Consider the following 22,864-nt stretch of genomic DNA (forward strand, 5'->3'; position numbering starts at 1 on the left):
TATTTGAGCATGATCTCCGCGCAAACGCCTTCCGCGTTTGTCGCGAGGGAAAACCGCTTCACACTTTGCGCTGACGCGGCCCTTCGGGTCCGGATCATGCTCTAGGGCGGACTACCTGTCCGCCCGCTGCTGCTTTTTCGCCAGCAGCTGCTTCAGCGCCGCGACTTTGGCCGCGGCCTGGTCCGGCGGCAAGTCTGCCTTGACGAGGATTTCGGCCTCGGCCTCGCGACCCTGCAATCCCAGCACGAGCGCCAGATTGGCGCGGACCCGCGCATCGTTCTGATTGCGCTGATGGGCGCGGCCGAGCACCTGTTCGGCCTTCGAGAGATTATTTTGCAGCATGTAGGACAGGCCGAGATTGGACAGCACGGTCGGCTCGTTCGGCACGATCTTCAACGCCGCGGCGTAATATTGCTGGGCTTCCTCGTTGCGGCCGAGCTGATCGAGCACAGCCCCTTGCGCCGACAGGATGCGCCAATCGGGATCCTCGGGCGAATGCGCCCGGCCGAGGACGTCGAAGGCCTGCTGGAAATTGCCGTTGTCGGCGAGGGCGCGGCCGTAGCCGGCGAGCAGCGCCTTGTTGCCGGGACGGGCGAGCACGGCCTGCTCCAGCACTGCGACCGCCTGCGCGCGCTGGCCGCTGCCACGCAGCGCCTTGCCGTATTCGAGAGCAATGGCGGGATCGCTCGGCTTGGCGCGATAACGCTCGCGAAGTGCGTCCATCTCCGGCGTGGGGTCGGCCTTGCTGTCGGACTTGCCGTCAAGCTTGGCGGCGGGCTCCCGCTTGCCGCCGAGCGCACCGGTGACGTCGTCGATGCCGGCCGTCTGACAGCCGCAGAGCGCGAGGATCAGGACGGCGGAACACAGATATCCCGCCGGGGATAAGGCGAGGAACGAACGCTTGGGCATACTCTGATCACTCGGCAACTGATCAGAGATGCTTACCGATTAACGCTAAAGTCCCGTTAAGGGGCGCGCCTGTTGATGTTCAGTCGACGAATTCGGCGCCGAATTCGCAGCCGATGCGCCAGCGCAGGCGGCATTGGCGGGAATAATCAGGCGCGAAGATGATGGTGAATTGCGGCGGCACTTCCAGAAATTCCGCCACCACTTTCACGCCGCCATCCGAAATGTCCGTGATCGTGCAATCCCGCGGCAGCGAGCCCGCGCCAAAATGGATCTTGGCGAGGCGGCTGCACACCCGACGTTCGCTTCTCCGGCGATTTGCAAGCATTTGAACTGTTCACCCGTTAGACCACGGCCCATCCCGCAGCCCTAGGAGTAGCGGACATTCGTTGGAATGTGCTGAGGAGAGAAGGCGGCATTCGAGACGTAGTGTCTGGGCTGCGTTTACGATTGGTTAGGATTTGACCGGCCGCCAAGCGATTGTTCCCGTATTGTTCTTGCGGAAACGGCCGCGCTCTGCTACCCCTAATTGCAGCAATGGGCAGGCTGGTTCGGCATGGTTCAGCGGGTTTCTACCGTCGCCTTTGAGGGGATCGAGGCCCGTGCGGTCGACGTGCAGGTGCAGGTCGCGCCCGGCCTGCCCGCCTTTGCCATCGTCGGCCTGCCGGACAAGGCGGTGTCGGAGGCGCGCGAGCGGGTGCGCTCGGCGCTGATCGCCTCGGGGCTGGCGCTGCCGGCGCGGCGGATCATCGTCAATCTGGCCCCGGCCGACCTCCCGAAGGAGGGCAGCCATTACGACCTGCCGATCGCGCTCGGGCTGATGGCCGCGATCGGCGCCATCCCGCCGGATGCGCTGACCGGCTTCACCGTGCTCGGCGAGCTCGGCCTCGACGGCTCGATCGCGCCGGTGGCCGGCGTCCTTCCCGCCGCGATCGGCGCCAATATGCGCGAGGAAGGTCTGATCTGCCCGGCGTCCTGCGGCTCTGAAGCGGCGTGGGCGAGCCCGGACATCCAGATCATTGCCGCACACTCGCTGATCCAGATCGCCAACCATTTCAAGGGCACCCAGGTGCTGTCGCGGCCGACGCCGAAGGTGCATGAGGCCGCCGCCTCGACGCTCGACCTGCGCGACATCAAGGGCCAGGAAAGCGCCAAGCGCGCACTCGAGATCGCGGCCGCCGGCGGGCACCACCTGCTCATGATCGGCGCGCCGGGCGCGGGCAAATCGATGCTGGCCGCCCGCCTGCCCTCGATCCTGCCGCCGCTGTCGCCGAGCGAGCTGCTCGAGGTCTCGATGATCGCCTCGGTCGCCGGCGAGATCGAAGGCGGCGCGCTGACGGCGCGCCGCCCGTTCCGCTCGCCGCACCATTCCGCCAGCATGGCCGCGCTCACCGGCGGCGGCGCGCGCGCCAAGCCCGGCGAGATCTCGCTGGCGCATCAGGGCGTGCTGTTCCTCGACGAATTGCCGGAATTCGATCCGCGCGTGCTGGATTCGCTGCGCCAACCGCTGGAGAACGGCGAGGTCGCGGTGTCGCGCGCCAATCATCGCGTCACCTACCCTGCCCGCTTCATGCTGGTCGCGGCGATGAATCCCTGCCGCTGCGGCAATGCGTTCGAGCCCGGCTATGCCTGCAAGCGCGGCCGCATCGACCGCTGCACCGGCGATTACCAGGCGCGCATCTCCGGTCCGCTGATGGACCGCATCGATCTGCGCATCGAGGTACCGGCGGTGACGGCCGCCGACCTGATCCTGCCGCCGCCGTCGGAAGGATCGGCCGAGGTCGCTGCCCGCGTGGCGGCGGCGCGCGACATCCAGCTGGCGCGCTATGCGGATGCAGGCCTGCCCCATGTCCGCACCAATGCTGAAGCCCCCGCCTCCGTGCTGGAGGAGATCGCAAAGCCGGACGCGCGGGGCCAAAAACTGCTGCGCGACGCCGCGGAGACCATGCGCCTGTCGGCGCGCGGCTATCACCGCGTGCTGCGGGTGGCGCGCACGCTGGCCGACCTCGACCATGCCGACAAGATCGGCCGGCTGCACCTCGCCGAAGCGCTGTCGTACCGCGCACTCGCGGAGGATGTGCGCCAGCTGGCTTGATCATTCCGCGCATCAACCCGGCGGTAACGACTTTCCTTTACGCTCTGCAAACCATAAGGCCCGACGCGTTTCGGTTGTGAGTTCCCGGGGCCTAGCGAGTAGAGCGTCATGTTGCGTTTCAAGTTCCTGGCCTCGGCTGTTCCCCTGTTGGCGGCTGCGGTGTTCGCCCGCGCCGAGATCGGATCGGTGTCGCATCCCTGCATCGCGTTGGGCGACACATCGGTCGAGCTCACCTCGCTGTTCTGGACCGCCGGCGTGCATGTCGCCTTCACCGACGATCCCGCGCAGGCGACGGTGCGGGTCCAGATCACCGAGGATGCCGACGCCGCGGATTTTGCCGTGGTCGACGACGGCCTCGGCTCCGAGCCTGACACCTGCCAGGCCAGCCCTTCGACGCGTCTCGTCTCGATCGCCGCGCAGCCGGTCGACGGCGGCCAGGTGGTCTATCTCTCCAGCGAAGGACCGGCGGATTACCGCATCTATGTGCGCTCAAAGACGTTCTCGCCGCGCGAGGCGGCGGCGCTGATCGTCGGCGCCCGCGGCGGCCATGGCCGCTTCCAGGCGGCATCGCTTTAGAGCTTTGTGTTTGAGCATGATCTCCGCGCAAACACGTTCCGCGTTTGTCGCGAAGGAAAACCGCTGCACACTTTTCGCTAACGCGGCCCTTCGGGTCCGGATCATGCTCTGACCCGTTAACGTCTCGTCAACCCTGTTCGGAGGCGGCGCCACCGCCGCAATTTGTTCGCAAGGTCGGCGGGCCATCGTCGCACGCGGCGGCGGGGTTTCAGGCAAGGGTCGGTTGCGATGGGTCGGACGTTCCGGATCAAGGTGCGCATGCGTCGTTTCAGGCGACGGCATCCGAGGCTCGCTTTCGCGATCCGCTCCTTCATGATCTTCTCGGCGACGTTCGGCGGCGCCTATGGTTTCGTCTCCGGCAGCCGGTCCGACAATTCCGGCTACGATCCCCACACCTTTGCGATCGGCGCCAGCTTCCTGTTCGCGCTCGCCTGCCTCGGCCTTGCGACGCTGAGCATGCGTCTGCGCTTCGTCAATAAGCGGCTGCGGACGCTCGCCGCCCACAACGAAGCCTTGATCGACCGCAATTGGGAGCTGAAGGAAGCGGAAGAGCGCGCCCGCAGCCTGTTCGAGCAGCAGGGCGACCTCATCGTGCTGCGCGCTTCCGACGGCCGCATCACCTTTGCCAACGAGGCCTATTGCGCGCTCGCAGGACAGGCGCGCAGCGCGCTGGTCGGCACGCGATTCGATTTCGACGTGCTGGAGCAGGGCGACAGTGCCCGCGAGAGCAGCGGCACGCGCATCCACGACCAGAAGATCGCAACCCCGCTCGGCGCGCGCTGGATCGCCTGGCGCGAGGGCTATGTCCGCCTCGATGCCGGCCAGCCCGCCGAGTTGCAGAGCGTCGGACGCGACGTCACCGACCGCACCGAGACCGAGCGCGCATTGTCCGACGCGCGCGACCAGGCCGACGCCGCCAACCGCGCCAAGTCGCGCTTCCTGGCGATGGCCTCGCACGAGATCCGCACCCCCCTGAACGGCATCATCGGTATGGGCGGCCTGTTGCTCGACACCGATCTGACGCCGGAGCAGGCGACCTATGCCAGGGCGGTGAAAACCTCGGGCGAAGCCTTGATGGCGCTAATCGAGGAGCTGCTCGACTATTCCAAGATCGAGGCCGGCAAGCTCGACCTCGATCAACGTCCCTTCGCGCTCTCGACCCTGGTCGAAGAGATCACCGAGCTGCTCGCGCCGCGCGCGCAGGCGAAGTCGCTCGAGATCGCCGCCTATGTCGACGAGCGCCTGCCGCTCGAAGTGGTCGGCGACGCCGCGCGGCTGCGCCAGGTGCTGCTCAATCTCGCCGGCAACGCCATCAAGTTCACGAGCAGCGGCGGCGTGGCACTGATCGTCGAGCCCGGCATCTGGCCGAACGAGATCAGCTTCCTGGTTCGCGACACCGGCATCGGCATCGCAGCCGAAGCCCAGCAGCGCATCTTCCGCGAATTCGAGCAGGCCGACGAGCGCGTCGTCCGCACCTATGGCGGCACCGGACTTGGCCTCGCCATCAGCGAGCGCATCGTCAAGCGCATGGGCGGCCGGATCACTCTCACGAGCGAGCCGGGCAAGGGCTCGACTTTCGAGGTCGCGGTGCCGCTTCCGCCGTCGCAAGGCGGCGCCGGGCAGACCGCCTTTCCGAGTCCCGACCTCACCGGCAAGTCGATGCTCCTCGTCGCCAACGGCATCGAAGCCTCGCTCATCGCGCGGCGGCTCGAACGCTGGGGCAGCCAGACGTGCCTGGTTGCAGATGCGGCGGTCGCCGAAGCATTGCTGCCGGAACGCTCCTGGCACGCGGTGCTGATCGATCGGGCGATCGGCCCCGCCGCGGCCGATCAGCTCGGTGAGGCCGCCCGCGCGCATGCCTTGCAGCGCCTCGTGCTGCTGACGTCGAGCTCGCGGCACGAGAAGCTGTCGGCGGCTTTCACCGGCTTTCTGGTGAAGCCGCTGCGCGCGGCCTCGCTCGCCGCACGCCTTGCCCTGACGCCGGAGGTCGCCTCGCCCGATCTCGCGCCGGAGCCGCCGCCGGCCTCCGCCGGCCCCGCACCGGCGAAAGGCCTGTCGATCCTCGTCGCCGAGGACAACGAAATCAACGCCTTGCTGATGCGCTCGCTGCTGACCAAGCTCGGCCATCGCGTCGTCATTGCCGTCCATGGCGAGGCCGCGCTGGAATCCTGGCTCGCCGCCTCATCGGCCGGCACGCCCTACGATCTCGTGCTGATGGACATCCAGATGCCGCAGCTCGACGGCATCGAGGCGACAAAGCGCATCCGCGCGCACGAGGCCGCGCTGGGCGATTCCCGGACGCCGATCCTGGCGCTCACCGCCAACACGCTGTTGGAGGATCGTTATGCCTGCTTCGAGGCAGGCATGAACGGATTTCTGATCAAGCCGGTCGACCGTGAGAAGCTCGAGGAGGCGCTGGCGGGCCTTGCTGCGTCCCGGCACCAGACGGTTCCGGATCTCACGGGAACCTGATCTCGTCTGACGATCCCAATTGAAATCGAGCGCTTTGCGCGTCACGATCCCTCCGGGGGCATTTTGCAACCAAAGGATTTTGCGCATGAACGTGCTTTGCCGCCTCGCCCTGATTGTTCTCCTGGCTGGAATCTCCCGCCACGCAGCCGCCGACACACCGGACCTCATCTCGTCGCTCAAGCAGGGCGGCTACGTCCTGATCTTCCGACACACCGCGACTGACGACAGCCAGAAGGATGTCTATCCCTTCAAGTTCGACGACATGAGTGCCCAGCGTCAGCTCAGCGAGAAGGGCAGGGACGCGGCGCGCCAGATCGGGACGGCGATCAAGGACCTCGCGATCCCCATCGGCGACGTCTACACCAGCCGGCTGAACCGCGCGGTCGAGGCCGGCAAGCTGATCTCCGGCCGTGAGGTCAAGCCGGTCGATGCCCTGACCGACAGCAGCAACGCCAGCGCATCGGGAATGGCAAACCCGACCGGCGCCAATGCCAAGGCCGGGCAGGCCGTGCGTCAGCTCGTCGATGCGCCGCCGCAGGCCGGCACCAACACGGTCCTGGTCACCCACAAGACCAACATCGCCGACGCCTTCGGCAAGGACGCCGGCAACGTCGGGGAAGGCGAGGCCTTCGTCTACAAGGCCGGCAGCTCGGGCCCCGCCACCTTCGCAGGGCGCATCACGCTGGCGGATTGGATCGCAAAAGCGGGCAGGTGAGGACCTGCCGCTCCGCCACGGTGTTGTGCTACGGACATCATCTGGCGAACGAGCGAAGAGCTGGCGAACACGTGAGAACATCGGAGAATCGTTCATTCCTCATCCTGCTCGGCGCGATCTCCGTCGCGTTCGTCTGGGTGCTTTGGCCGTTCTCCGGTGCCGTGTTGTGGGCCACGCTGCTGGCCATCATCTTCGCCCCGTTCTATCGGCGGGTGCTGAGATCCGTGCCCGAAAAGCACAACCTTGCCGCCCTCGTCACCGTCATCGTGGTGGTCGTCATGGTCCTGATCCCCGTGGCGGTCATCATCGCGTCGCTGATCGACCAGGGCGGGGAGCTGTATCAGCGCGTTCAGAGCGGGGAGATCAGCCTCTCTCATCCCCTGCAGCAGCTGAAATCCGCGCTGCCCGCCTGGGCTGTGTCGCTCGGAGACCGCCTGGCCGGCATCGATTTTTCGGCCCTGAGGGAACGCCTGTCGGGTCTGGTCGTCCCTGCCGGACAACAGCTGGCCGGGCACGCGATCAACATCGGTCAGGTGACGCTGGAGTTCGTCGCAAGCCTGCTCGTGATGCTGTACCTGCTGTTCTTCCTGCTGCGCGACGGTGACGAGCTCAATGCCCGCATTCGCGAGGCGCTCCCGCTGAGCCCGAACCATACCGCGGAAATTCTCGATGTCTTCACCCTGGCGGTTCGTGGAACGATCAAGGGGATCGTTCTCGTCGCGTTGATACAGGGAGCACTCGGCGGGCTCATCTTCTGGCTGCTCGGCCTCACCGCGCCGCTGCTGGCGGGCGCGCTGATGGCGCTGCTCTCGCTGCTGCCGGTGCTCGGCTCCGCGCTGGTCTGGGTTCCGGTTGCGCTTTACCTGCTTGTGGCAGGTTCGGTCACGAAGGGACTCATCCTGCTCGCTTTCGGCACCTTCGTGATCGGCCTTGCGGACAATTTTCTCCGCCCGATCCTGGTCGGCCAGTCGATCCAGATGCCGAGCTATATCGTGCTGCTCGCCACGCTGGGCGGCCTTGCGACGTTCGGAGCGAACGGGTTCGTGATCGGCCCGCTCGTCGCTGCAATGTTTCTGACGACGTGGCACATCTTCGTCGTCTCGAAGTCGAAACAGGGGGCCCCGAAATGATCGTCATGCCGGGCCTGGAGCGGGCGATCCGGCCGACGCGGTCTCTCATGCAGCAGAGACAATGAAGCGCGGTGCAGACAGCTTGTCGGGCGTCGTCTGGCCTCCCCGGAAGACGGTATTTGCCTGCGCGGCGCGCTTGCAATGCGGGCACACAAAGAGATGCGCGATGACCGGGGTCGGCTCGTCCGTGAGCAATTCCGAGCGGAACCACTTCATTTCGACGTGGCAGTCCGGGCAGACCGGAGCTTCCAGCTGCTCCGCAGCGCTCCTGAGACGATCAACCATGGTGTGCCCCCGCCGTTTTCCAAGGAATAGCGGAATACCCATTATTGGTCTGCAACAAAAGATACTCTGCCCGAACGGTCAAGAACCTACGCTCACCGCCGCGCTTACAGTCGCCTGAGCGCCACGCTCTCCACGGTGTGGTCGGCGCCCTTCTTGAGGATCAGCGTCGCACGGGGCCGGGTCGGCAGGATGTTGTCCTCGAGATTGGCGAGGTTGGTACGCTCCCAGATAGCGATCGCGGTCGCGGTGGCTTCCTCGTCCGACAACAGCGCATAGCGGTTGAAGTATGATTTTGGATTGGTGAACGCGGTGTCGCGCAGCGCCAGGAAGCGCTTGATGTACCATTGCCGCAGCGCCGCCTCGTCGGCGTCGATATAGACCGAGAAATCGAAGAAGTCGGAAACCACCGGCACCGCCTTGCCATCGCGCGGCAGCTTGCCGGTCTGCAGCACGTTGACGCCTTCAACGATCAGGATGTCGGGCTGGTCGATCTCGGCCCATTGGTTCGGCACGATATCGTAGGTCAGATGCGAATAGACCGGCGCGCGGACGTGGCGACGGCCAGCCTTGATGTCGGAGAGGAAGTTGAGCAGCATCGGCAGATCGTAGCTCTCCGGAAAACCCTTCTTCTGCATGATGCCGTGCCGCTCGAGCACCGCATTGGGATAGAGAAATCCGTCGGTGGTGATCAGTTCGACTTTCGGCCGCGGCGACCAGCGCGCCAAGAGGGCCTGGAGCACGCGTGCCGTGGTGGATTTCCCGACCGCCACCGAGCCGGCGACGCCGATGATGTAGGGCACCTTGCGGTCCCTGATGTTGAGGAACTGGCGCTCGGCGTAGTACAGCCGCTGCATGGCATCGACGTAGATCGACAACAGGCGCGACAGCGGCAGATAGATGTCTTCGACCTCCTGCAGGTCGAGGCGATCGTGCAGCGAACGCAGCCGGTCGAACTCGCCCGGCTCGAGCGTCATCGGCGTATCGTCGCGCAGTCGCGCCCATTCCTCACGCGTATAAACGCGGTAGGGATTGTACTGCTGCTCGGGTGCGCGGATATCCATGACGCCGCCTTTCCGTTGCGATCTATTCGCCCTTGCCTAGCCGCCCTTGCGCGACGCCTTCTCTTCCAGCCCCGACATCGAGGTCCGCTTGTCCAGCGCGGCCTCGACCTCTTCCAGCTTTATGCCGCGCGCCTTCAGCAGCACAAGGAAATGATAGAGCAGGTCGGCACTTTCAGCGATCAGATGCGCGCGATCGTTTTCGACTGCAGCGATTACGGTTTCGACTGCTTCCTCGCCGAACTTCTTGGCGCAATGCTCGGGGCCTTTGTCGAGCAGCTTGCGGGTATACGATGCTTCGCCGCCGGACGCTGCGCGGGCGTCGATGGTTTCGGCCAGATCATGGATCGTGAAACGCGGCATCGGACTCACTCGGAAACACGCTTGAAAGCAAGCTTGGCAACAGATTTGGCCACGGCGGCCATCCCCGTCCGCCAATGTTAGCATCGTTACGAACCGGAGTCGTCAGGCATCCAGGCGCATCGGCAGCCCACGCCGCGCCATGTGCTCCTTGGCCTCACGAATGGTGAATTCCCCGAAATGGAAGATCGAAGCCGCCAGCACCGCGGTGGCGTGCCCGTCGCGGATACCGTCGACGAGATGGTCGAGATTGCCGACGCCGCCCGAGGCGATCACGGGAACGGGAACGCTGTCGGCGATCGCGCGGGTCAGCGGAATATCGAATCCCTGCCTTGTGCCGTCGCGGTCCATCGAGGTGAGCAGGATTTCACCGGCGCCGAGCGAAACCACCTCCTGCGCGTATTCGATCGCGTCGATGCCGGTCGAGTTGCGCCCGCCATGGGTGAAGATCTCCCAGCGGTCGCCGCCCGGACGCTTGACGCGCTTGGCATCGATCGCGACCACCACGCACTGCTCGCCGAATTTTTCAGCGGCTTCCTTGACGAATTCGCGCCGCGACACCGCGGCGCTGTTGATCGACACCTTGTCGGCGCCGGCGCGCAGCAGCGTCTTGATGTCGTTGACCTCGCGCACGCCGCCGCCGACGGTGACAGGCATGAAGCAGGCTTCCGCCGTGCGCCGGACCACGTCCAGCATGATGCCGCGGTTCTCGTGGGTCGCGGTGATGTCGAGGAAGGTGAGCTCGTCGGCGCCGGCGGCGTCATAGGCGATGGCGGCCTCGACGGGATCGCCGGCATCCCTGAGATCGACGAAGTTGACGCCCTTGACGACGCGGCCGTCCTTGACGTCGAGGCAGGGGATCACGCGCACCTTGAACATGGGTCAGCTCCTGCGCGCGTCGCGGATCAACGTGAGGGCGGCGGCGGGATCGAGCCGGCCGTCATAGAGCGCGCGGCCGGCGATCGCGCCGGCGAGCTTCTTCGCGCGCGGCGTCAGCATGGCTTTCACGTCCTCGATCGAGGCGAGGCCGCCGGAGGCGATCACGGGAATCGAGATGGCATCGGCCAGCGCGATGGTCGCCTCTAAGTTCAAGCCCTTGAGCAGGCCGTCTCGCGCGATGTCGGTGAAGATGATGGCGGCAACGCCGGCATCCTCGAAGCGCTTGGCGATCTCGAGCACAGTCACTTGCGAGGTCTCGGCCCAGCCTTCGACCGCGACCTTGCCGTCGCGCGCATCGAGCCCGACCGCGACGCGGCCGGGGAATTTTTTGGCGGCGCTTTTCACCAATTCAGGATCGCGCACCGCGGCGGTGCCGATGATGACGCGGGTGATGCCCTTGTCGAGCCAGGCTTCGACGGTCGCGAGATCGCGAATGCCGCCGCCGAGCTGCACCGGAATCTTGATCGTCTTCAGCATCGCCTCGACGGCCCCGGCATTCACAGGCTTGCCGGCGAAGGCGCCGTCGAGGTCGACGACGTGGAGATATTCAAAGCCCTGCGCGGCAAAGCTCTGCGCCTGTGCGGCCGGATTGAGATTGAACACGGTCGCGCGCGCCATGTCGCCTTGCTCGAGGCGCACGCACTGGCCGTTCTTGAGGTCGATCGCGGGAAAGAGAATCACGGTTTCCATCGCAAGAAGTTCGAGATCAGGGCCAGCCCGAAGCGCTGGCTCTTCTCGGGGTGGAATTGCGTGCCGATGGCGGTGTCCTTGCCGACGATCGCCGTGACGGGCCCCCCGTAATCGGCGCGCGCAAGCACGTCCGCCTCGCTGGCGGCGTTGAGATGGTAGGAGTGCACGAAATAAGCGTGCTGGCCCTTCGGACCGAGCGGCAGCTTGTTCAGCACCGGATGCTCCTGCAGCAGGTCCAGCGTATTCCAGCCCATGTGCGGGATCTTCAGGCTTTCATCGCGCGGCGTGATCTTCTCGACGTCGCCGCCGATCCAGTTCAGCCCTTCGGTGACGACATGCTCCTTGCCGCGGCTCGCCATCAGCTGCATGCCGACGCAGATGCCGAAGAACGGCCGCGCCTTGACGCGCACCGCTTCGGTGATGGCCTCGACCATGCCGTTGACGGCGTCCAGCCCGCGCCGGCAATCGGCGAAGGCACCGACACCCGGCAGCACCAGGCGATCGGCCTCGTAAGCCTGGTCCGGATCGCTGGTAACAAAGACCTTTTGCGGGCTCTCCAGGCTGCGCGCGGCGCGCTCGAAGGCTTTCGCGGCTGAATGCAGATTGCCGGAACCGTAATCGATGATGGCGACGCTCATCTTGACCCTCCCGGTTCTGGAAACAACCCAATGATGCCGCCGGCCGGAATCGGCGGCGGGTTCGAGAATGGCTGGCCCGGCACATTCCGGGTCGGCGGCGGGCCGCCGCGGTCGACGGCCCATTGATCGCCAGCGCTACCGTTCTGCTTCTGGCTCCAGCGCTCGAAGAAGCGGCGCTCCGCAGTATCGCTGTCGTCGGCGACGACGATGTCGAGCTGCCGCCACTTGCCGCGCGACAAGGTCCAGCGGCGCAGGCTCGAGGCTTCGAGGCCCATCAGCAGCGCGACGATGCAATCGGCGAAAAAGATAGAGGAGCGCCCGACGCCGAGGCTCGACAGCCCCGCGTTGAACGCAACCAGGAAGATCAGATAGCCGATCAGCGCCAGCCACAGCCGATTCCACAGCAGCCAGAACGGACCGAAGATCATCGCCCAGAAATGGAAGCCGTCGCGCACGAACACGAACTTGTCGGACGCGCGCGGATCGGCTCCTGCGGGTGAGGGAGCGTGAACTGTGTAGACAGGCATGGGTGATGCCCCGTTCTCGAAATTCAGTGATGCCGCCAGCAGCGTTCGCCGCAAGACGGAAGATGTCAGCCGCCGAGCGAGCCCTTGGTGGAGGGGATTTCGCCCGCCGCCTTCGGATCGATCGCCACGGCCGCGCGGAGCGCCCGAGCCAGACCCTTGAAGCAGGACTCGGCGATATGATGGCTGTTATCGCCATATAGGGTCTCGACGTGGAGAGTCACGCCGGCGTTGATGGCAAAAGCCTGGAACCACTCGCGCACCAGCTCGGTGTCGAACTCGCCGATCTTGTGCCGGGGGAAGTCGGCCTTGAACACCAGGAACGGGCGGCCCGAGATGTCGATCACCACGCGCGTCAGCGTCTCGTCCATGGGCATGTGCACGCCGGCATAGCGGGTGATACCCGCCATGTTGCCGAGTGCCTGCTTGACCGCCTGGCCAAGCGCGATGCCGGTGTCCTCGGTGGTATGGTGATAATCAATGTGCAGATCGCCCACCGCCTTGACCGTGAGGTCGATGCGGGAATGGCGGGCGAGGAGATCGAGCATATGGTCGAAAAAGCCGATGCCGGTCGCGATATTGGCCACGCCGGTGCCATCGAGGTTCACGGAGACCTCGATGTCGGTTTCCTTGGTCTTGCGCTTGATCGTCGCGGTGCGCATTGAAAGCTGGCTTTCATCCTAGCTAGGGAGCCGAAAACGCCAGTCTCTTAACAGCCAAATGACACCTTCGCTACTGCGGGAACGGCCGGCCGGACCTCTACTTCTGCCTATGGTGAGCGAAATTCGGCCCGGAACGGCCCGTTGTGCCCTTCGTCCCGACCGCCTAAATCAGGCCGGACAGTGAGGTATTCATGCAGGACTCCCAGAACAGCTCGCCGGGCTGGCACGGCACCACGATTCTAACGGTCCGCAAGGGCGGCAAGGTGGTGGTCGGCGGCGACGGCCAGGTCTCGATCGGCCAGACCGTGATCAAGTCCAATGCCAAGAAGGTCCGCAAGCTCGGCAAGGGCGACGTGATCGGCGGCTTTGCCGGCGCCACGGCTGACGCCTTCACGCTGTTCGAGCGGCTCGAATCCAAGCTCGAGCAATATCCGGGGCAGCTGACCCGGGCGGCGGTGGAGCTCGCCAAGGACTGGCGCACCGACCGCTATCTTCGGCGGCTGGAGGCCATGATGATCGTGGCTGACAGGGACGTCTCCCTCGTGCTGACAGGCACCGGCGACGTGCTCGAACCCGAGGCCGGCGTGATGGCGATCGGCTCCGGCGGCAATTACGCGCTGGCGGCGGCCCGGGCCCTGCTCGACACCGACAAGGACGCCGAGACCATCGTCCGCCGCTCCCTCGACATCGCCGCCGATATCTGCGTCTACACCAACCGGAATCTGACGATCGAGAGCCTGGCGACGGGGTAGGTCATGGCGCCTGCCTACGCCTTCCGCCCGCTGACCTTGGCCGACATGCCGCTGATCCGGCGCTGGCTCGCCACACCGCATGTCGCCGAGTGGTGGCATGATCCGGAGACGCTGGAATTCGTCGGCGGCGACCTCGATCATCCTGACCTGGCGCAGTTCATCGTCAGCCTTGACGGCCGGCCTTTCGCCTACCTGCAGTGCTACCGGCTCGGCGATTGGCATATCAGCTTCGGCCCGCAGCCCGTGGGCACTCGCGGCCTCGATCAGTTCATCGGCGAGGCTGACATGCTCGGATGCGGCCACGGCTCCGCTTTCATCCGCGCCTTCATCGACCAGCTCTTCGCGCGCGGTGTGCCGCGCATCGTGATAGACCCGAGTCCTTCCAATGCGCGCGCGATTCGTGCCTATGAGAAAGCTGGCTTCGTGCCGCGGCACGAGATCGTCACGCCCGATGGTCCCGCACTCCTGATGATCCGAGACCCATGACGCTCGCCGCAACTCCCGCCGCCAAGACCACATTCCCGCCGCTCGCCTGGGCCGGCATCGCGCTGTTGCTGCTGGCGCTGCAGGCCGCGATCCTGCTGGCGATGGGGCGGGTGCCGATCTGCGCCTGCGGCACCATCAAGCTGTGGCACGGCGTGGTGAACAGCTCGGAGAATTCTCAGCAGATTGCAGACTGGTACACGTTCTCACACGTCCTGCACGGCTTCCTGTTCTACGGCCTGACTTGGCTTTTGTTTGCGCGGTTACCCTTGCTGCCTCTCTCCTGGCCCGCACGGCTGATCATCGCCATCCTGATCGAAGGCGCCTGGGAGATCGTCGAGAACTCGCCCTTCATCATCGAGCGCTACCGCGCCGGCACGATCTCGCTGGATTATTACGGCGACAGCATCCTCAATTCGGTCTCGGACAATCTGGCCATGATCTTGGGGTTCCTGGCCGCACGCGCGCTGCCTGTCACCACGACCGTGCTGCTGGGGCTGGCCTTCGAGATCGTGCTGGCGCTCCACATTCGCGACAATCTGACGCTCAATATCCTGATGCTGATCCATCCGATCGAGGCCGTGAAGCAATGGCAATCCGGCCCGCCGATCATCTGACCCAAAATGCGGCTTGTCCTTGGCCGTCTCCCGCCCTAGCTAATCAGACATGACAGACTTCTCCCCCCGCGAAATCGTTTCCGAACTCGACCGTTTCATCGTCGGCCAGGGCGACGCCAAGCGCGCCGTATCGATCGCGCTGCGCAACCGCTGGCGCCGGCAGCAGCTCACCGGCTCCTTGCGCGAGGAGGTGCTGCCGAAGAACATCCTGATGATCGGCCCCACCGGCGTCGGCAAGACGGAAATCGCGCGGCGGCTCGCCAAGCTCGCGAATGCGCCGTTCCTGAAGGTCGAAGCGACCAAGTTCACCGAGGTCGGCTATGTCGGCCGCGACGTCGAGCAGATTATCCGCGATCTCGTCGAGGTCGCAATCGCGCAAGTGCGCGAGCGAAAGCGCAAGGACGTGCAGGCGCGCGCCCAGCTTGCCGCCGAGGAGCGCGTGCTCGATGCGCTGGTCGGCGCCAATGCGAGCTCGGCGACGCGCGAATCCTTCCGCAAGAAGCTGCGCGCCGGCGAACTGAACGACAAGGAAATCGAAATCGAGACGCAGTCGTCGGGCGGCGGCATGCCGATGTTCGAGATTCCGGGCATGCCGGGCGCCCAGATGGGCGCGATCTCGCTCGGCGACATCTTCGGCAAGCTCGGCGGCCGCAGCAAGACGCGCCGGCTGACAGTGGAGAGCTCGCACGAGATCCTCGTCAACGAGGAATCCGACAAGCTCTTGGACACCGAGCAGCTGACGCTGGAGGCGATCAGCGCGGTCGAGAACAACGGCATCGTGTTCCTCGACGAGATCGACAAGATCTGCGCTCGCGACGGCCGCGTCGGCGGCGACGTCTCGCGCGAGGGCGTGCAGCGCGATCTCCTGCCGCTGATCGAAGGCACCACGGTCTCGACCAAGCACGGCGCGGTCAAGACCGACCACATCCTGTTCATTGCGTCGGGCGCCTTCCACGTGGCCAAGCCGTCGGACCTGTTGCCGGAATTGCAGGGCCGCCTGCCGATCAGGGTCGAATTGCAGGCGCTGACCCGCGACGACATGCGCCGCATCCTGACCGAGCCCGAGGCCTCGCTGATCAAGCAATATGTGGCCCTGATGCAGACCGAAGGCGTGACGCTCGACATCACCGACAGCGCCATCGATGCGCTGGCCGACATTGCGGTTGCCGTCAACTCAACGGTCGAGAACATCGGCGCCCGGCGGCTGCAGACGGTGATGGAGCGGGTGCTGGACGAGATCTCCTTCACCGCCCCCGACCGCAACGGCGAGACCGTCCGGCTCGATGCGGATTACGTGCAAAAGCACATCGGCGATCTCGCCAAGAATGCGGATCTGAGCCGCTTCATTTTGTGATTCGGAGCGGTCACGCTATTGATGCGGCGTGACCGTACGCATCCTGCAAAATCCCTGGCGGCTCCTGCTCGCGATCAACGCGGCGGTCATCGTCGGCGTGCTCATTCACAAGATCCAGCTGCCGCCTTACGTCCCCTACATCCATCTCCTGGTCGACTATCATTTCGGCTTCATCAAGCGCGCGCTGATCGGGGCAATCGTCGCGCTGTTCACCGACAAGGTGCCGGTATGGCCAGTGTTCGCGCTCGGCGGGGCGACGTGGCTGGCAACGCTGGGCCTCTATGCCAGGCTGTTCCAGAAGACGTTCGGTTTTTCCGCGAGAACGCTGCCGCTGTTCGTCTTCACCGCGGGCTCGCCGTTCTTCCTCAAGAACTTCATGCACACGCTCGGCCATTTCGACATCTATGGCTGCGCGCTGGCGATCATCCTGCTGCTGATGCCGGCGGGCTCGCTGGTCTTCGTGGCGACGGCTGCGCTGTTCTCGATCGTTCTCGTGCTGATCCATCACATTCATCTCTTGATGTACGTGCCGACGATCATCACCATCGTCGTGATCCGGCATTACCTTGCTTACGGTTGTGACCGCAGCAATGTTGTCTTCGGCGGGGTCGCTCTCGCCATTGTCTCCGCGCTGTTCTTCGCCGCGCAGTTTCTGGGAACGATGCCGGTCCCCGAAGCGGACTTCGTCGCCTATCTCAAAAGCCGGATGGCCGATCCTGCGCGCATCGACCTCTTGCAATTCGCCTACATCTGGTACCAGCCGCTGGCGAAGGAGGTTGCCGACACCTGGGGCCGCCTGCCGCACAACATCCTCGGCGTGCCCGTGTTCGCAGCTCTGATCTGGCTGCACGCGCCGCTGTGGCGCTTCTTTGCCAGCCTGATCGGCGCGCTCGCCAGCGATCTGCACAAGCGGCTCGTCATCGCAGCACTGGTCGCCATCAGTGTCGCCTATCTCGTGATGTTCGCGATGGTGTTCGACTATTCACGCTGGATCTCGAACTGGGCGGTCTGCATGTTCCTGATCCTTCACGCGGTGAAGATGCTGCCGGCCAAGCAGGAAGCAGCGCCGATTCCGGCGGAGGATCGCAAGACCAGCATTTTCGGTTTGATCCTCACGTTGATACCACGCGTCGGAATCATCCGACCGTTTTAGAGGTAGACCCAGCCTCAGAGAAGGTGAGCTCCCTCACCCGCTTGCGGGCAGGGCTATCGCATTTGAGATTTTCCCTGCGGCCATCCTTCGAGACGCCCGCTTGAGGCGGGCTCCTCAGGATGAGGTCGGAGTGCGCGGTGGCAGTTTCAACGGGCACTGACGCCGATTAGCCTCATCCTGAGGAGGCGCGTCAGCGCCGTCTCGAAGGACGAGGCGTGCGCGCAGACCGCCGCCACAAGTCATATGCGATTGCCCTGCGCTTGCGGGGGAGGGTTGGGGAGAGGGTGTCTCCACAGAGGGATTCCCCAAGAGGAGAGAACCCTCACCCGCCGCGCTTCGCGCGTCGGCCTCTCCCGCAAGCAAGCGGGAGAGGCAAGGGAAGCCGCATGCGCCGAGACTGCTACCCTCTCGCCCGCCTGATCCGCACATACAGCGCCCCCTCGCCGCCGTGGCCGATCGCGGCTTCCTCGAAGCCGACTACGAAGGCGCGGAATTCCGGCAGGCTGAGCCATTCCGGCACTTGGCGGCGGAGCACGCCGCTTTCGCCGCCACTGCGTCCCTTGCCGGTGATGACGAGCACGAAGGTGAGGCCGTCCTGATGGGCGCGGTGCAGGAAGCCGGCCAGCGCGCGATGGGCGCGCATCTGGGTCATGCCGTGCAGATCGAGCCGTGCCTCGATCTCGCTGCGGCCGCGCGACAGCTTGGTTCGCTCGCGCTTGCCGAGCGGCGCTAGCGGCGGAATCGACGGCTTTGCAGCGCGCGGCGCCGGTGCAGCGGCAACCGGCCTTGACGGTGGCGAAGTCCTCGTCACCTGGGACCCGGGCGAAGATTCGGCGCGCGGGGTAGCATGCGCCTTGGCCGCGCGATGCTTCCGCAGCGGCTTGACATGCTTTGCGACGAGATCCCACAGCTCGCGCTCCTCCTCGCTCAGCGCGCGACGGCGCGGCGAGGGGCGAGGCTCCAGCACGGGCGGACGGGACGGCCGTTTCATTGCGGGCGATGAGGACGATTCTTTGCCGGACGGCGCGGCTCAGGGGCAGGCTCGATCGCGGGACGCGGCACCGGCAGCGGAACCGGGCCGGCGACGGCAATCGTTTCGGTCTTGCCTTGCGCCGCCGCGGCGACGGGCGTGCCGGTCTTCGCCGGATCGGTCTGCGGAAACAGCTTTGCGATCTTCTCGGCGGGCCTTGGGTCCGGGATCGGCAGCTTCGCGGCGCGCGGGGCGGGATCGAGGCTCTTCGGCACCAGCATCACGAATTGCATGGGGTGGCGCAGCCGGCCGGAGACACGGCCGGCATCCGCGCCGGCGCCGAAAAACAGATCGGCCCGTGCGGGCCCGATGATGGCAGAGCCGGTGTCCTGCGCGATCATCAGCCGGCGGAACGGCGTCTTGGCGCGTTCTGACTCGATCGGAAGCTCGCCCTCGATGAAGAACGGCGTGCCGTAGACATGCAGCGATTTGTCGACCGCGATGGAGCGCCCCGCGGTCAAGGGAATGCCTTGCGCGCCGACTGCCTCCTCCTTGTCGGAGAGGTTGACCTCGCGGAAGAAGATGTAGGCGCGGTTCGCGCGGCGCAGCTCCTTGGCGCCGTCGGGGTTCTGCGCCATCCACTCCCTGATCTTCTGCATCGACATCTCCTCTCTCGGGATGATGCCGCGCTCGATCAGGATGCGACCGACCGCCGTGTAGGGATAGCCGTTATAGGCGTCGTAATTGAGTCGAACCGAGCTGCCGTCGTCGAACTTGATGCGGGCCGAGCCCTGGATCTGCGCGAACAACAGATCGGTCGGATCCTTCAGCCAGGCGATCTCGAGCCCCCGGCCGGCGATCTTGCCGTCCTCGATCTCGCCGCGGTCGTAATAGGGCACCAGCTTGCGGCGGCCGATCTTGCGATAGACCGGGCCCTTGTTGGGCAGGCTGAGCGCATCCTGCTTGTAGCCGCGCACAAACAAGTTCGAGGGACGGCGATAGACCGGCACGTTGTAGACATCGGACTGCGTGCGCGACCCCTCCAGCACCGGCTCGTAATAGCCGGTGACGAAGCCTTCGGGCTCGCCGAGCCGCGAGATCCGCAGCGGCGTGAAATTCTCCTCGAAGAAGGTCTTCGCTTTGCCGTCGTCGGCGAGATCGAGCGTTTTAGCGACGCGGCAGGGCTCACCCAGCGATGTGCCCAAAGCTTTGGGCTCGGCCTTGGCTTCGCCGTTCTGCGCATTGATCGGCTTGCAGCTGGCGCGGAAGGTCTTGTACGCGGCGAGATGATTGTCGTCGCCCCACCCCTTCACGTCCGCCCAGGCCAGCGGCAGATATTGCGCGCCGGGAATTTCGAACGGCAGGGTGAGCTGCGGATAGGGCAAGGCCCGCGGCGGAGCGGCAGGCGTTCGCGGCAGATGGTGGTGGCTGCGATGGTGACGCCGCGCCGCCTCGGCACCGAGCGAAAACGACGACAGCGCGACGGCAGCTGCGCAAAGCGCCGTCGCGCCGTTCTTCAGGAAGATCTTAATTCGCGCTTCCGGTGCCAACCAGCTTCCAGTTCGGATCGCGAGAGGAGGTGTCGCGGGCGAAAGTCCAGATATCGGTGATATCGGCGACCGTGTCGGCGCTGCCGTCGACGATGTTGCCGGCCTTGTCGCGGGTGGCCGAGATCATCTGCGAGACGAAGCGCACGGTGAGCTGCGCACTGCGATCGCGCAACTCGGCGCCGACGAGCTCGGCCTTGTCGATCGACACGAACCGCGTCTCGGTCTTCTGCTCGTTCTTCTCGCGTTCCTTGATCGCAGCGTCGAAGCTTTCATAGACGTCCGACGACAACAGATCGCGCAGCGCGCGGCGGTCGCCATTGGCAAAAGCGAGCACGATCATCTCGTAGGCGCCGCGCGCCCCCGAGAGGAAATGGCGCGGGTCGAAGCTGGAATCCTTCTCGACGATGGCATCGAGACCCTGCGCCAGCGGCGTGCCCGGCTCGGTCAGCCCCTTCCAGCGATCGGCCGGCGCGGTCGGCTCGGCCGTCGGCGCCAGCGGGGCCTGGTCGATCACCTTGCCCGGCATGGTCACGACGTTGTTGTCCTGGGCGCCTCCGAGCGCGTTGCGGGCGGCGGTGCGATCGAACGGCGGCCGCTCGTTGCCGGTGCGCTGCCCCAGCACGCTACGCAGCCGCAAGAAGATGAAGACGGCCAGCGCCAGGAATATGATGGTGTAGATGTCCACGTCGTATTCGCTTTCTGGTCTTTGCAGGGCTCGTTGCCGGGAAAATCAATCCGGCCAGTAGACCGTTCCTTACATAAACGGCAAGTCTACATCACCATTTTGGGTCCACGTCAGGTCCGTGGGATGTAGGCACGAAATCTGGCCCGGCCAATGGCGCCTTTTGGCACAGCGCCAAGTGTAGCGCGTTTTATGCTTAAGGGGAAACCCGATCCTGCCCGGAAATGGCGCATCTTCAATCGTTTAAGGCGAAATTTCGCGGAAAAGGCAGGAGGAACGTCAAAGGCGCGATTGCGGCCCGAATTCCCGGTCCGGGACCGTTCGTCCTTGTGGAACGAGCCGGCCCTATGTTAGCCAACCGCCGCGAAATTCAGCCCCAATCGGGTAAGGAGACACTTTCATGACCAACGGTAACGGTACCCCTCCCGAGGCGGCCCAGGCTCCCCAGCTCAACGTGCTGGCGCAATACACCAAGGACCTCTCGTTCGAAAATCCCAACGCGCCGAGCTCGCTGCAGCCGCAGAGCCAGCCGCCGCAGATCAACATCCAGATCAACGTCAACGCCAACAATCTCAGTGAACAGGAATTCGAGGTGACGTTGTCGGTCGAGGGCAAAGCCGAGACCGCCGGTAAAGTGATGTTCTCGTTCGAGCTCGCCTATGCCGGCGTGTTCCGGATCGTCAACGTGCCCAAGGAGAACCTGCACCCGCTGGTCATGATCGAGTGCCCGCGCCTGTTGTTCCCGTTCGCACGCGAGATCATTGCGACGGCGGTGCGCGATGGCGGGTTCCCGCCGCTGATGCTGGATCCGGTCGACTTCGTCGGTCTGTACCGCCAGAACATGGAGCGGCAAATGGCCGCTCAGGGCGGACAGGCCGGTCAGGCCTGAGCCGCCGCCAGCGCGACTGGAGCGGGCAGGTACTCGTTCCAGATCGCCTTGTCGCCGAGCGTTGCGATGAAGGCCCGATGGGCCTCGCGCTCGGCTTCGGAAATCCGCGGCGCGAGCGGCACCGGGCGTTGCCGCCGCGGCGCATCGCCGGCGCTATTGACCCTGATCTCCTCGGCGTCCGAGGCCAGCAGCAGCTGCGACTGCCGCGCTCCAACCAGATCGACATAGACCTCGGCGAGCAGCTCGGCGTCCAGCAGCGCGCCGTGCTTGGTACGGTGTGAATTGTCGATCGAATAGCGCGAGCAGAGATCGTCGAGCCGGTTGGACACGCCGGGATGCTTGCGACGCGCCAGCAGCAGCGTATCGACCAGGCGCTCGCGCGGGATCGCAGCGCGCTTGATGCGGTCGAGCTCGGCGTTGATGAAGCCGATGTCGAACGAGGCGTTGTGGATCACCAGCGGGGCGTCGCCGATGAACGCCAGAAAGTCGTCGGCGACCTCGTGGAACAACGGCTTGGTCGCCAGGAATTCGGACGACAATCCGTGTACCGCAAACGCTTCCGCCGGCATGTCCCGCTCGGGGTTGATGTAGACGTGATACGTCTGTCCGGTCGGCATGCGGTTGAAGATCTCGACGCAGCCGATCTCGACCAACCGATCGCCGCGCAGCGGATCGAGGCCGGTGGTTTCGGTGTCGAGGACGATTTCGCGCATGTCTCTTGGAAGCCGTGTGAGGCGGCGAATCAGGTCCGCCGCTGCGGCATCTTAACGACCTCGGCCAGGATGTGCGCGATTTGGGCCCGTACGGGGTCAAGTCCGTGTGAGGTATCCACCACGAAATCGGCCCGCTTGCGCTTCTCGGCATCCGGCATCTGCTTGGCGATGATGGCATCGAGCTTGGCCTCGTCCATCGTGCCGCGCGCCAGCACCCGCTGGCGCTGCAGCTCGGGCGAGGTCGAGACCACGACCACGGCATCGACCCGCTTCTCGCCGCCGGTCTCGAACAGCAGCGGGATGTCCAGCACCACGACCGGCGCCTTGGCGGCCTCGGCGTCGGCAAAGAATTTCTGCCGGGACGCGCCGAGCATGGGATGAACGATCTGCTCGAGCTGCTTGATCGCGGCGGGATCGTGCACGACACGCGCCGACAGCTTTTGCCGGTCGACCTTGCCATTCGCGGTGGTGCCGGGGAAGGCGGCCTCGATCGCGGGAGCGGCCTCGCCCTCATAGAGCTGATGCACGGCGGCATCGGCGTCGTAGACGGGGACGCCGGCCTCCGCGAACAATGTCGCGGTGGTGGATTTGCCCATCCCGATCGAGCCGGTCAGTCCGAGAATTCGCATCAGCACCCAGCCTTCTCTCGCA

26 protein-coding genes are annotated in these 22,864 nt (G+C 65.2%); 11 read left to right on the forward strand and 15 right to left on the reverse strand.

The annotated features are described in order from the left end of the window. Positions 1 to 111: 111 nt before the first annotated feature. Both I6F21_RS24685 and I6F21_RS24690 read right to left on the reverse strand, forming a co-directional pair. The gene (locus I6F21_RS24685; protein WP_225183537.1) at positions 112 to 909 is read right to left on the reverse strand and encodes a tetratricopeptide repeat protein; all 798 of its coding nucleotides are present in this window, start codon (positions 907 to 909) and stop codon (positions 112 to 114) included. 79 nt (positions 910 to 988) lie between these two features. Further along, positions 989 to 1,234: a PilZ domain-containing protein gene (locus I6F21_RS24690; protein ID WP_018644993.1), complete on the reverse strand. Its 246-nt coding sequence runs from the start codon at positions 1,232 to 1,234 to the stop codon at positions 989 to 991. A 228-nt stretch (positions 1,235 to 1,462) separates the two neighbouring features. Between I6F21_RS24690 and I6F21_RS24695 the strand changes: the two genes are divergently transcribed. From I6F21_RS24695 to I6F21_RS24715, 5 genes are all read left to right on the forward strand, one after another. After that, the gene (locus tag I6F21_RS24695) at positions 1,463 to 3,001 is read left to right on the forward strand and encodes a YifB family Mg chelatase-like AAA ATPase (protein ID WP_225183538.1); all 1,539 of its coding nucleotides are present in this window, start codon (positions 1,463 to 1,465) and stop codon (positions 2,999 to 3,001) included. Between the two features lie 108 nt (positions 3,002 to 3,109). Beyond that, complete coding sequence (locus I6F21_RS24700) at positions 3,110 to 3,577, forward strand: hypothetical protein (RefSeq protein WP_036024312.1); 468 nt, start codon at positions 3,110 to 3,112, stop codon at positions 3,575 to 3,577. Between the two features lie 228 nt (positions 3,578 to 3,805). Next, complete coding sequence (locus tag I6F21_RS24705; RefSeq protein ID WP_225183539.1) at positions 3,806 to 6,049, forward strand: PAS domain-containing hybrid sensor histidine kinase/response regulator; 2,244 nt, start codon at positions 3,806 to 3,808, stop codon at positions 6,047 to 6,049. 85 nt (positions 6,050 to 6,134) lie between these two features. Then, on the forward strand, positions 6,135 to 6,764 hold the full coding sequence (locus tag I6F21_RS24710; RefSeq protein ID WP_225113144.1) for a histidine phosphatase family protein: 630 nt from the start codon (positions 6,135 to 6,137) through the stop codon (positions 6,762 to 6,764). Positions 6,765 to 6,835: 71 nt separating this feature from the next. Continuing rightward, a complete protein-coding gene (locus I6F21_RS24715) occupies positions 6,836 to 7,894 on the forward strand; it encodes an AI-2E family transporter (RefSeq protein WP_036003187.1) in 1,059 nt (352 codons plus the stop codon). A gap of 45 nt (positions 7,895 to 7,939) precedes the next feature. On the opposite strand, the gene I6F21_RS24720 is transcribed toward I6F21_RS24715, so the two are convergent. The 8 genes from I6F21_RS24720 to hisB all read right to left on the reverse strand — a co-directional run bounded on the left by I6F21_RS24720 (position 7,940) and on the right by hisB (position 13,050). Further along, positions 7,940 to 8,179, reverse strand: coding sequence for a hypothetical protein (locus tag I6F21_RS24720; RefSeq protein ID WP_036003274.1), 240 nt, complete (start codon positions 8,177 to 8,179; stop codon positions 7,940 to 7,942). Between the two features lie 104 nt (positions 8,180 to 8,283). Beyond that, a complete protein-coding gene (gene coaA, locus I6F21_RS24725) occupies positions 8,284 to 9,240 on the reverse strand; it encodes a type I pantothenate kinase (RefSeq protein WP_036003185.1) in 957 nt (318 codons plus the stop codon). 36 nt (positions 9,241 to 9,276) lie between these two features. Beyond that, positions 9,277 to 9,600 carry a phosphoribosyl-ATP diphosphatase gene (locus I6F21_RS24730; RefSeq protein ID WP_036044993.1) on the reverse strand — a complete coding sequence of 108 codons (324 nt, stop codon included), beginning with the start codon at positions 9,598 to 9,600 and terminating at the stop codon, positions 9,277 to 9,279. Between the two features lie 102 nt (positions 9,601 to 9,702). Beyond that, positions 9,703 to 10,476 (reverse strand): imidazole glycerol phosphate synthase subunit HisF, encoded by a 774-nt coding sequence (gene hisF / locus I6F21_RS24735; RefSeq protein ID WP_018646048.1) that lies wholly within the window; start codon positions 10,474 to 10,476, stop codon positions 9,703 to 9,705. 3 nt (positions 10,477 to 10,479) lie between these two features. Beyond that, positions 10,480 to 11,217, reverse strand: coding sequence for a 1-(5-phosphoribosyl)-5-[(5-phosphoribosylamino)methylideneamino]imidazole-4-carboxamide isomerase (gene hisA / locus I6F21_RS24740; protein ID WP_057025979.1), 738 nt, complete (start codon positions 11,215 to 11,217; stop codon positions 10,480 to 10,482). Further along, entirely contained in the window at positions 11,214 to 11,864 is a 651-nt protein-coding gene (gene hisH / locus I6F21_RS24745; RefSeq protein ID WP_036003163.1) for an imidazole glycerol phosphate synthase subunit HisH, read from the reverse strand. The genes hisA and hisH overlap by 4 nt, the downstream gene beginning before the upstream one ends. Beyond that, positions 11,861 to 12,391: a DUF2628 domain-containing protein gene (locus I6F21_RS24750; protein ID WP_036024306.1), complete on the reverse strand. Its 531-nt coding sequence runs from the start codon at positions 12,389 to 12,391 to the stop codon at positions 11,861 to 11,863. Before I6F21_RS24750 ends, hisH begins: the two co-directional genes overlap by 4 nt. Positions 12,392 to 12,456: 65 nt before the next feature. Then, on the reverse strand, positions 12,457 to 13,050 hold the full coding sequence (gene hisB / locus I6F21_RS24755) for an imidazoleglycerol-phosphate dehydratase HisB (RefSeq protein WP_036003156.1): 594 nt from the start codon (positions 13,048 to 13,050) through the stop codon (positions 12,457 to 12,459). 191 nt (positions 13,051 to 13,241) lie between these two features. On the opposite strand from hisB, the gene hslV reads away from it, so the two are divergent. Genes hslV through I6F21_RS24780 form a run of 5 tightly spaced genes read left to right on the forward strand, consistent with a single transcriptional unit; the run spans position 13,242 to position 17,409 of the window. Next, positions 13,242 to 13,802: an ATP-dependent protease subunit HslV gene (hslV, locus tag I6F21_RS24760; RefSeq protein ID WP_036003154.1), complete on the forward strand. Its 561-nt coding sequence runs from the start codon at positions 13,242 to 13,244 to the stop codon at positions 13,800 to 13,802. Positions 13,803 to 13,805: 3 nt separating this feature from the next. After that, positions 13,806 to 14,288, forward strand: coding sequence for a GNAT family N-acetyltransferase (locus I6F21_RS24765; protein WP_225183540.1), 483 nt, complete (start codon positions 13,806 to 13,808; stop codon positions 14,286 to 14,288). Then, positions 14,285 to 14,902, forward strand: coding sequence for a DUF2585 domain-containing protein (locus tag I6F21_RS24770; RefSeq protein ID WP_225183541.1), 618 nt, complete (start codon positions 14,285 to 14,287; stop codon positions 14,900 to 14,902). The genes I6F21_RS24765 and I6F21_RS24770 overlap by 4 nt, the downstream gene beginning before the upstream one ends. Positions 14,903 to 14,951: 49 nt before the next feature. After that, positions 14,952 to 16,256, forward strand: coding sequence for an ATP-dependent protease ATPase subunit HslU (hslU, locus tag I6F21_RS24775; protein ID WP_036003145.1), 1,305 nt, complete (start codon positions 14,952 to 14,954; stop codon positions 16,254 to 16,256). A 28-nt stretch (positions 16,257 to 16,284) separates the two neighbouring features. Then, positions 16,285 to 17,409 carry a hypothetical protein gene (locus tag I6F21_RS24780; protein WP_225183542.1) on the forward strand — a complete coding sequence of 375 codons (1,125 nt, stop codon included), beginning with the start codon at positions 16,285 to 16,287 and terminating at the stop codon, positions 17,407 to 17,409. Between the two features lie 400 nt (positions 17,410 to 17,809). Here I6F21_RS24780 and I6F21_RS24785 read toward each other — a convergent pair whose 3' ends face one another. Genes I6F21_RS24785 through I6F21_RS24795 form a run of 3 tightly spaced genes read right to left on the reverse strand, consistent with a single transcriptional unit; the run spans position 17,810 to position 20,614 of the window. Then, on the reverse strand, positions 17,810 to 18,400 hold the full coding sequence (locus I6F21_RS24785) for a Smr/MutS family protein (protein WP_036003140.1): 591 nt from the start codon (positions 18,398 to 18,400) through the stop codon (positions 17,810 to 17,812). Next, on the reverse strand, positions 18,397 to 19,929 hold the full coding sequence (locus tag I6F21_RS24790; protein WP_225183543.1) for an MltA domain-containing protein: 1,533 nt from the start codon (positions 19,927 to 19,929) through the stop codon (positions 18,397 to 18,399). Before I6F21_RS24790 ends, I6F21_RS24785 begins: the two co-directional genes overlap by 4 nt. After that, on the reverse strand, positions 19,907 to 20,614 hold the full coding sequence (locus tag I6F21_RS24795; RefSeq protein WP_225142264.1) for a Tim44/TimA family putative adaptor protein: 708 nt from the start codon (positions 20,612 to 20,614) through the stop codon (positions 19,907 to 19,909). The genes I6F21_RS24790 and I6F21_RS24795 overlap by 23 nt, the downstream gene beginning before the upstream one ends. Positions 20,615 to 21,011: 397 nt before the next feature. Here I6F21_RS24795 and secB point away from each other — a divergent pair, with 397 nt between their 5' ends. Continuing rightward, entirely contained in the window at positions 21,012 to 21,500 is a 489-nt protein-coding gene (gene secB / locus I6F21_RS24800) for a protein-export chaperone SecB (protein ID WP_036003132.1), read from the forward strand. On the opposite strand, the gene dnaQ is transcribed toward secB, so the two are convergent. Together dnaQ and coaE are read right to left on the reverse strand one after the other, a co-directional pair. Further along, positions 21,491 to 22,213, reverse strand: a complete 723-nt coding sequence (gene dnaQ, locus I6F21_RS24805; protein ID WP_036024295.1) for a DNA polymerase III subunit epsilon — start codon at positions 22,211 to 22,213, stop codon at positions 21,491 to 21,493. The genes secB and dnaQ overlap by 10 nt on opposite strands. Positions 22,214 to 22,242: 29 nt before the next feature. Then, entirely contained in the window at positions 22,243 to 22,842 is a 600-nt protein-coding gene (gene coaE, locus I6F21_RS24810) for a dephospho-CoA kinase (RefSeq protein ID WP_036024292.1), read from the reverse strand. Positions 22,843 to 22,864: the final 22 nt, after the last annotated feature.

Source organism: Bradyrhizobium sp. NBAIM03, from assembly GCF_020194055.1.
In the GTDB taxonomy this organism is placed as follows: domain Bacteria; phylum Pseudomonadota; class Alphaproteobacteria; order Rhizobiales; family Xanthobacteraceae; genus Bradyrhizobium; species Bradyrhizobium yuanmingense.